At 72.4% G+C, this 7390-nt stretch carries 7 protein-coding genes and 1 pseudogene; 2 read left to right on the forward strand and 6 right to left on the reverse strand.

What is annotated here, in order from left to right; all coding sequences use genetic code 11:
* From IFT36_RS14265 to mobA, 3 genes and pseudogenes are all read right to left on the reverse strand, one after another.
* A pseudogene (locus IFT36_RS14265) lies at nt 1-187 on the reverse strand (hypothetical protein); the annotation flags it as partial.
* Complete coding sequence (locus IFT36_RS14270; protein WP_158612919.1) at nt 184-441, reverse strand: DUF6457 domain-containing protein; 258 nt, start codon at nt 439-441, stop codon at nt 184-186. The gene IFT36_RS14270 and the pseudogene IFT36_RS14265, both read right to left, overlap by 4 nt.
* Before the next feature lie 9 nt (nt 442-450).
* Nucleotides 451-1071 carry a molybdenum cofactor guanylyltransferase gene (mobA, locus tag IFT36_RS14275; RefSeq protein ID WP_056048759.1) on the reverse strand — a complete coding sequence of 207 codons (621 nt, stop codon included), beginning with the start codon at nt 1069-1071 and terminating at the stop codon, nt 451-453.
* A gap of 187 nt (nt 1072-1258) precedes the next feature.
* Here mobA and IFT36_RS14280 point away from each other — a divergent pair, with 187 nt between their 5' ends.
* Nucleotides 1259-1966: a RodZ family helix-turn-helix domain-containing protein gene (locus IFT36_RS14280; protein WP_200413464.1), complete on the forward strand. Its 708-nt coding sequence runs from the start codon at nt 1259-1261 to the stop codon at nt 1964-1966.
* A gap of 70 nt (nt 1967-2036) precedes the next feature.
* Here IFT36_RS14280 and IFT36_RS14285 read toward each other — a convergent pair whose 3' ends face one another.
* Entirely contained in the window at nt 2037-3017 is a 981-nt protein-coding gene (locus IFT36_RS14285) for a bifunctional methionine sulfoxide reductase B/A protein (protein ID WP_082460582.1), read from the reverse strand.
* Between the two features lie 123 nt (nt 3018-3140).
* Here IFT36_RS14285 and IFT36_RS14290 point away from each other — a divergent pair, with 123 nt between their 5' ends.
* On the forward strand, nt 3141-4757 hold the full coding sequence (locus IFT36_RS14290) for an ABC-F family ATP-binding cassette domain-containing protein (RefSeq protein WP_200413465.1): 1617 nt from the start codon (nt 3141-3143) through the stop codon (nt 4755-4757).
* Between the two features lie 44 nt (nt 4758-4801).
* Here the strand turns inward: IFT36_RS14290 and IFT36_RS14295 are convergent, their stop codons facing one another.
* Nucleotides 4802-5728 (reverse strand): glycerophosphodiester phosphodiesterase, encoded by a 927-nt coding sequence (locus IFT36_RS14295; protein WP_056048753.1) that lies wholly within the window; start codon nt 5726-5728, stop codon nt 4802-4804.
* A gap of 71 nt (nt 5729-5799) precedes the next feature.
* The coding region (locus IFT36_RS14300; RefSeq protein ID WP_200413466.1) for a glycoside hydrolase family 53 protein at nt 5800-7390 on the reverse strand (1591 nt) is incomplete at its 5' end.

A 7390-nucleotide genomic window follows, 5' to 3' on the forward strand; every position in this document is an offset into this window, starting at 1 on the left:
CGACCGCCCAGCCGTCCATCGCCGAGACGTCGGAGCCGGGCACGCGCGCGAGGCTCGTGGCGTCCCGGGCCAGCGTGCGACCGACCGCGTCGGCGAGCAGGACGGTCTCGAGGTCGCGGGGCAGGGCCTGGGCGGCGTCGGACGCCTCGGCGCGGGCCACCCGCCAGTCGGCCCGCCGGACCGTCACGCCGGGTCGGCCGTGGCCAGCGCGGTGGCGGTCGCGGTCGCCCGGTCCAGCTCGGCCTGCGATCCGCCGGCGAGCCCCGCGGCGTAGCCGACGAGGAACGTCGTCAGCGGGGCGGCCGGGCGGGCGACGCCGTGCGCCGCGTCGCGGGCGAGGTCGAGCACCACGGGGACGTCGACCACGAAGTCGTCGGGCAGGCCCAGGGCCCGGACGAGTCGTGCGGCCCAGGCGTCGAGTTCGGCAGGTGTGTCGGTCATGGTCGACACTCAACCAGTCGCGTCGGCCTCGCGCCGGACGACACCCAGGCGGTCGGCGTCGGCGACGGTGTCGACGTCGGCGCAGAGCGCGTCGGGCACGGGGACCTCGAGCAGGTCGAGCCCGTCGAGCAGACGGCGGAGCGACAGGCCCTCGAGGGGGCCGTCGGCCCGCAGTCCTCCGAGTCGCGTCCGCAGGGCGTCGGTCCGGTAGAGAGCGAGCAGTGGCTGACGTCGCCCGCCCGAGTCGACGGCGAGCCGACCGTCCCGGTGTTCGTCGTCCTCGGCGCCGCCGGCGACAAGGGCCGCCACGGCCTCAGGCGCCCGCGGCAGGTCGCAGGCCAGCACGAGTGCCCACGGTGCCGGGTCGCCGACGACGGCGAGACCGGCCGCGAGGGCGGCCACCGGCCCGGACCAGGCAGGCTCCTCACGGGTGAGCAGGGCTCCGGCGGGCGGCACCCGACCGTCGCGCAGGCCGACCACGACGAGGGTCCGGGCTCCGGCCGCCGCCTGGACGGCCCGGTCGAGGAGCGTCGCGTCGCCACTCGTGAAGCCGGTCTTGTCGGCACCGTGCACCCGGGAGGCGCGACCCCCGGCGAGCAGGACGGCGTCGAACCCGGCGTCCCCGGTCATGCCCTGCCACCCGCGTCCACGCCGCGAGCCTAGACCTGCCCTCGACCGGCGTCCTCGGGGCGAGGCCATCCCGGAGGATGATCCGATGTCGTCCTCGGAGCCGAGGCTTCCTCGTGTCGTTGTCGTTAGGCTGGAGAGATCAGCCGACAGACCGGTCCGGCATCGGCCTGGCGAGGGGGAGACGACCATGAAGCGTTCCGTGAACACCGCCCTCGTCGGTCTTGCACTGGCCGGACTGCTGGCCGGTTGCGCGCCGGCGACGGGTGGAGCGGGCGCGTCGACGTCCGGTCCGACCGCCCCGGCGACCGACGTCGCCGCCTCGCCCGAGGCCACCGCGACCCCGTCGGAGACCCCGACGGCGACTCCGTCGCAGACCCCGACGACGCGGCCCGTGTCGATCCCGACGGACTGCACCGACCTGGTGGACGCCGCGACCTACGCCGCCACGATGGGCGACGCCCCCCTCAACGACCCCGCCTACTTCGGTCAGCCGATGGGACAGGTCGCTCCCACGGCACCCGGCGCCGACGCCGACCTGAGGGACGTCGTGGCGTCCGCCCAGGTGCTCCGCTGTGGCTGGGCCGACATGCGGGCCGACGTCACGGGCCTCTTCGCCGACGTCAGCACGGTGGACGCCGCGACGGCCGCGGCGTATCCCGCCTGGCTCGCCGAGGGACGCGAACCCACCTCGGTCTTCTGGCTCGACGGCGTGGTCTACGACTGCTCCGAGGCGTACGGCGGCTCGCTCTGCCAGTACGTCACGACCCACCCGATGTACGGCGTCGACATGGCGGACACCGTGCTGGTGCGCGACGACGTCGTCGTCACGGTGTCGCAACGGAATTTCCCGACCGACGACCTCATGGGATCGATCGTCACGCGCCTCTGGGGCTGAGGAGCGACCGGACGCCAGGAGGCGCGGTGCCGGTCGAACCGGCACCGCGCCTCCTGGGGTCCGACGGGCGTCAGCCCGCGGCGACCTGCTGGTCGCGCTTCGGCAGCACCCAGCCCGGACGGACGAAGTGGCAGGTGTAGCCGTAGGGGTCCTTCTCGAGGTAGTCCTGGTGCTCTTCTTCGGCCTCCCAGAAGTCGCCGGCCGGGGTGACCTCGGTGACCACCTTGCCGGGCCAGAGGCCGGACGCGTCGACGTCGGCGATGGTGTCGAGGGCCGTCGCGCGCTGCTCGTCGTCCGCGTAGAAGATCGCCGAGCGGTAGCTGTCGCCGACGTCGTTGCCCTGGCGGTCCTTCGTCGACGGGTCGTGGATCTGGAAGAAGAACTCGAGGATCTCGCGGTACGAGGTCAGACCCGGGTCGAACACGATCTCGACGGCCTCGGCGTGGCCGCGGTGGTTGCGGTACGTCGCGTTCGGCACGCTGCCGCCCGAGTAGCCGACGCGGGTCGAGACGATGCCCGGTCGGCGGCGGAGCAGCTGCTGGGCGCCCCAGAAGCAGCCGCCGGCGAGGATCGCGGTCTCGGTCGTGCCGCTGGGGGCAGGGGTGGATTCGGGGGAGAAGAGCGTCATGTAGGCACCGTATCCTTCGGTTTCGAGTGAGGCGTAGGGGACGAAGCGGAGAGCCGCCGAGTTGATGCAGTACCGCAGCCCGCCGGTCGCGGTGGGTCCGTCGCGGAAGACGTGGCCGAGGTGGCTGTCCCCGGCGGTCGAGCGCACCTCGGTGCGCTTGAAGAACAAGCCCTCGCGCTTCTCGACGACGTGTTCGGCGTCGATGGGTCGCGTGAAGCTCGGCCAGCCGGTGCGGCTGTCGAACTTGTCGACCGAGGCGAACAAGGGCTCGCCCGAGACGACGTCGACGTAGATGCCCGCGTCCTTCGAGTCCCAGAACTCGTTGCGGAAGGCGGGTTCGGTGCCACCGCCCTGGGTCACGCGGCGCTGGGTCGAGGTGAGGCGGGCGACCGCCTCGGGGTCTTTCCGGTACTGGTCCGACATGATGCCTCCTGTTCGTCGGCGTCGGTGCGATCGGATGGGTCGGATGCCCGCGGTCGCCTCGATGCCTCTCACGACAACAACCGCGCGGCGCCGGGTGTTCCGTCGGCCTGCGAGGATCGACGCATGAGCCTGATCCGACTGAACGACGTGACCGTCCGCTTCGACGGCACCCCGGTGGTGCGCGAGGCGTTCTTCCGCCTCGACGAGAAGGAGCGCGTGGGGATCGTCGGTCGCAACGGCAGCGGCAAGTCCACGCTGCTCAAGCTGATGCTCGACCAGGTGCAGCCCGACGAGGGCACGGTCACGCTCGAGCAGGGCGTCCGGGTGGGGTACTTCTCGCAGTTCTCCGAACTCGACGGCACGCAGACCATCGTCGAGGTGCTGACCGGGCTCTTCGCCCACGAGCGGGCGATCGAGGCCGACCTGGCGCAGATCGACGCCGACATCGCCGTGGTCGCGATGGACCCCGACGGCGGGGACGCCCTCGACCAGCTGATCCACCGACAGTCCGAACTGTTCGCCGAGATGGACCGGGTCGACGGCTGGGAGTACCCGCGCCGCATCGACACGGCACTGAGCGTGCTCGGATTCAGCGACGCGCACCGCACCAGCCCGATCGACGACCTCAGCGGTGGTTGGCGCAACCGGGCGGCCCTCGCGAAGATCGTCCTCGAGGACCCCGACGTGCTGCTGCTCGACGAGCCCACGAACTTCCTCGACGTGGCCGGCGTCGAGTGGCTCGAGTCGTGGTTCCGTGACTTCCACGGCGCGGCCGTGGTCGTCTCGCACGACCGCAGCTTCCTCGACGCGGTCGTCACCCGCATCGTCGAGGTCGAGAACTTCCACCTGCACGACTACCCGGGCGACTTCGCCGAGTACGTCGTGCAGAAGCAGTTCCGGCTGAAAAGCCTCGAGCAGCAGTTCGTGCACGAGTCCGAGCTGCTCGCGTTCGAGGCCGAGGGCATCTCGGACCGCCGCGACGCCGCCAAGGCCGCCAATCGCCAGGACGGTGGCGACCTGCTCAAGCAGCTCGCCAAGGTCAAGAAGTCGCGGGCCCCCCGCCCCGTCGACCAGATCATCACCGAGATCTACTCGGGCCTGCACGTCAAGGACGTCCTGTGCCGGGTCGACGGTCTCGGCAAGGCCCGCGACGACCGGACGCTCTTCGACGACCTCACGTTCGAGCTGCGGCGCGGCGACCGCCTGGTGATCACGGGGGCGAACGGCAGCGGCAAGAGCACGCTGCTGCGGGTGCTGACGGGGGAAGAACGTGCCGACGCCGGTCGGGCCGCGTGGGCGGGCGGGGTCAAGGTGGTCTCTTACGACCAGGTGCTGGCCGAGCTCGACGACGACGACACCGTCACGCACTCGGTCAACGCGATGCCCGACAGCCTCGCCCTGACCGCGACGCGGAAGTCCGTCGGGCGGTTCCTCGCGATGTTCCAGTTCAGCGAGGCCGATCTCAAGAAGCGCATCGGCGCGCTCTCCGGTGGTCAGCGGGCCCGCGTCGCGATGGCGCAGTGCCTGCTCTCGGGGGCCTCGGTGCTGCTGCTCGACGAGCCCACCAACCACCTCGACGTGCCGAGCGCCCAGGTCATGGAGCGGGCGCTGCAGCACTTCCCCGGGGCGGTCGTCGTGGTCAGCCACGACCGGTTCTTCGCCGACAAGGTCGCCACGCGGCGTCTGGTCTTCGGCGCGGACGCCGACCGTCCCGAGCGCGTGGTCGTCACCGCCGCCTGAGCCGCGGGGCGCCGGGCGGGGGTCGGGTCCGCGTGCGGCCGGGCTCAGCCCTCGGTCGTCAGCTGCCGGACGACCTCGGCGACGCCCGAGACGACGAGCCCGGACGCACCCCCGTCGAGTGCGGCGCGAGCGGCGTCCAGGTCGGACACGATGTGGCCGAGGACCGGCTTGCCGGTGGCCGTCATCGTCGCCCAGGTCGCGGCCGGGGCGGACCAGTCGAGGCCCAGCATGCTCCAGCTGTCGGAGGTCCGGGTGAGCAGCTCGGGGTCGTCCGCCAGCTCGTCGGCGTAGTAGTACCCCCAGGTCGCGCACCCTTCGGAGGCGGCGAGGTCGCCCCACTCGGTCTGCGTGCAGTACCCCTTGCCGACGAGGGTCTGCGCCACCTCGGACGTCCCGAGCTGCATCCACGCGATCTCGAACAGCTCGGGGTAGAAGCGGGCGTCGACGTACTTCGGGTCGACGAACAGGGCGTGTTCGCGGCCGAACTCGCGCACGATGTCGTCGAAGCGGGCGTACGGCTGGTCGGACTGCTCGGGGTCGTTCGTCTCGGCCGCCGAGATGCGGTACTGCTGCACCTCGCTCCACGTGTGGTCGGCGGGGACGAACCCGGTCGTGCCCGAGGTGCGGTCGAGGGTCTCGTCGTGCAGTCCGAACCAGACGCCGTCCGAGGTGCGGGAGAGCGACACCTCGAGCCCGTCCACCCCGGCGGCGACCGACTGCCGGTAGGCGAACATCGACATCTCGGGCCAGTCGCCGGACCCGCCGCGGTGGGCGACGGTGGAGGGTCGAGCCGCCAGGAGGGCGTCGACGGGCCGAGGAGGCGCGGCTCGGGTGACCGGCGCCTCCTCGCTCAGTCGCGCGGAACGCAACCCGAGGGCGACGGCGGCCGTCCCGAGGACGGCGACGCCGCCGACGCCGAGCAGGACCGTTCGACGGGAGAGGCGTGCCAGGGGCTCGGGCGTGCGGGGCATGTGCCCACTATGGGGGGAGACCGGGTGCCGCGACGACCACCGCCCGCCGGATCACCCGGCGTTCGCCCGGTTCAGTCGGCCGCGTACTCGTCGAGTGCGGGCAGCGGGCGACCGTCGTGGTCCCACATCGCCTGGTTCTCCCACGCGTTGCCCGAGGTCGGGTCGTCCGGGTCCCACCCGGCACCGTCGACCGCGGTCCACGCGGGTTCCCACGCGACGACGCCGATTCCGCGGCCGCCCGGGGCCGAGGCCACGACGTCCTGGATCGCACGGAAGTTCGCGGCCTGCCCCTCGGGCGTCGCGGGGTAGCCCGCGACGAGCTGCGACGGGTCGACGACGACGTTCTCCCAGAGGTGGTCGGGGTCGTCCTCGAGCGTCCAGGGGTAGGACGTCTCGACGATCAGCACGTCGCGGTCGTATCGCTCGGACAGCGTCGTGACCGCCTGCTGCATGCCCGACAGTCCGCCGTGCCAGTAGCCGTAGTACGACAGGCCGATCAGGTCGAACGGCACGCCGCGCGAGGTCGCCTCGTCGAACCACCAGGTGAGGCCGTCGACGCCGGCGTTGATGTTGGTCAGGTGCAGCACGACCTGCGTCGTGGGCGAGACCTCCTTCACCGCCGTCGCTCCGGCCGTGAGGAACATCGCCAGGTTGCTCCACTGCGCGCCGCTGACGCCGTCGCTCGGGTCGACGTCCCAGGTCTGGCCCAGCGGCCAGACCATGCCGGGGTTGATCTCGTTGCCGACCTGCACGGCGTCCGCCGTGATGCCCTCGGCGGCGAGGGCGTCGAGCACGCTGCGGGTGTGGTCGTGGATACTCGTGGCGACCTCGGGGGCGCTCAGCCCGAGCCAGGCCCTCGGCATGGTCTGGGCGCCCGGGTCGGTCCACCGGTCGCTGTAGTGGAAGTCCACGAGCAGCTGCATGCCCGCCGCCTTCACCCGCGCCGCCATCGCGACGACGTCGTCCTGGTCGTTGTAGCCGTCGGTCGGGTCGACCCAGACCTTCAGCCGCACCATGTTCGCCCCGTGGTCCGCCAGCTGCGTCACCGGGTCGGTGGGGCGGCCGGCGGCGTCGAGGTAGACGGCTCCGCGATCCTCGTTGCGGGGCAGACCCGACAGGTCGGCACCCCGCACGTCGCGCGTCACCCGCCCGGGCGTGACGGTGACGTCGTCGATGCTCGCCCAGGCACCGGCCGCGCCACTCGTGGTGAACGTCGGAGTGCACTGGCTGTGCGTCACCTCGGCCGAGACCGAGAGGCGCAGCCACCCGTCGTCGGACTCGGTCGAGGGGATCACCGTCGTCGCCGCGGCGTCCTTGCTCGAGCCGGTGCCGCACCCGGTCAGCGAGAGCGTGCTCGAGGCCAGGCCGCCACCGCTCTTCACCCAGGCCGAGAAGGTCCACCACCCGGGCGTCACCTTCTTGAGCTTCTGGCTGGTCGTGGCCGTGCCGGCCGTCGACAGCACGTGTGTCAGGCGCGTGGCCGAGTCGTGCCCACCCGCCTCGAGCGTCGTGGTGCCCGACCCCTTCGAGACCCAGCCCGTCGCGCCGTGCTCGAAGCCGGGGTCCTGCACGACGACGGGGCGAGGAGCCGGGCCGCCGGGCACCGCGGTCGCGGGGGCGCCCGACAGCAGGCCGGCTCCCAGGGCCGCCGTGGCGAGGGCG

It is taken from the genome of Frigoribacterium sp. CFBP 13605, assembly GCF_014839405.1.
Lineage (GTDB): Bacteria > Actinomycetota > Actinomycetes > Actinomycetales > Microbacteriaceae > Frigoribacterium.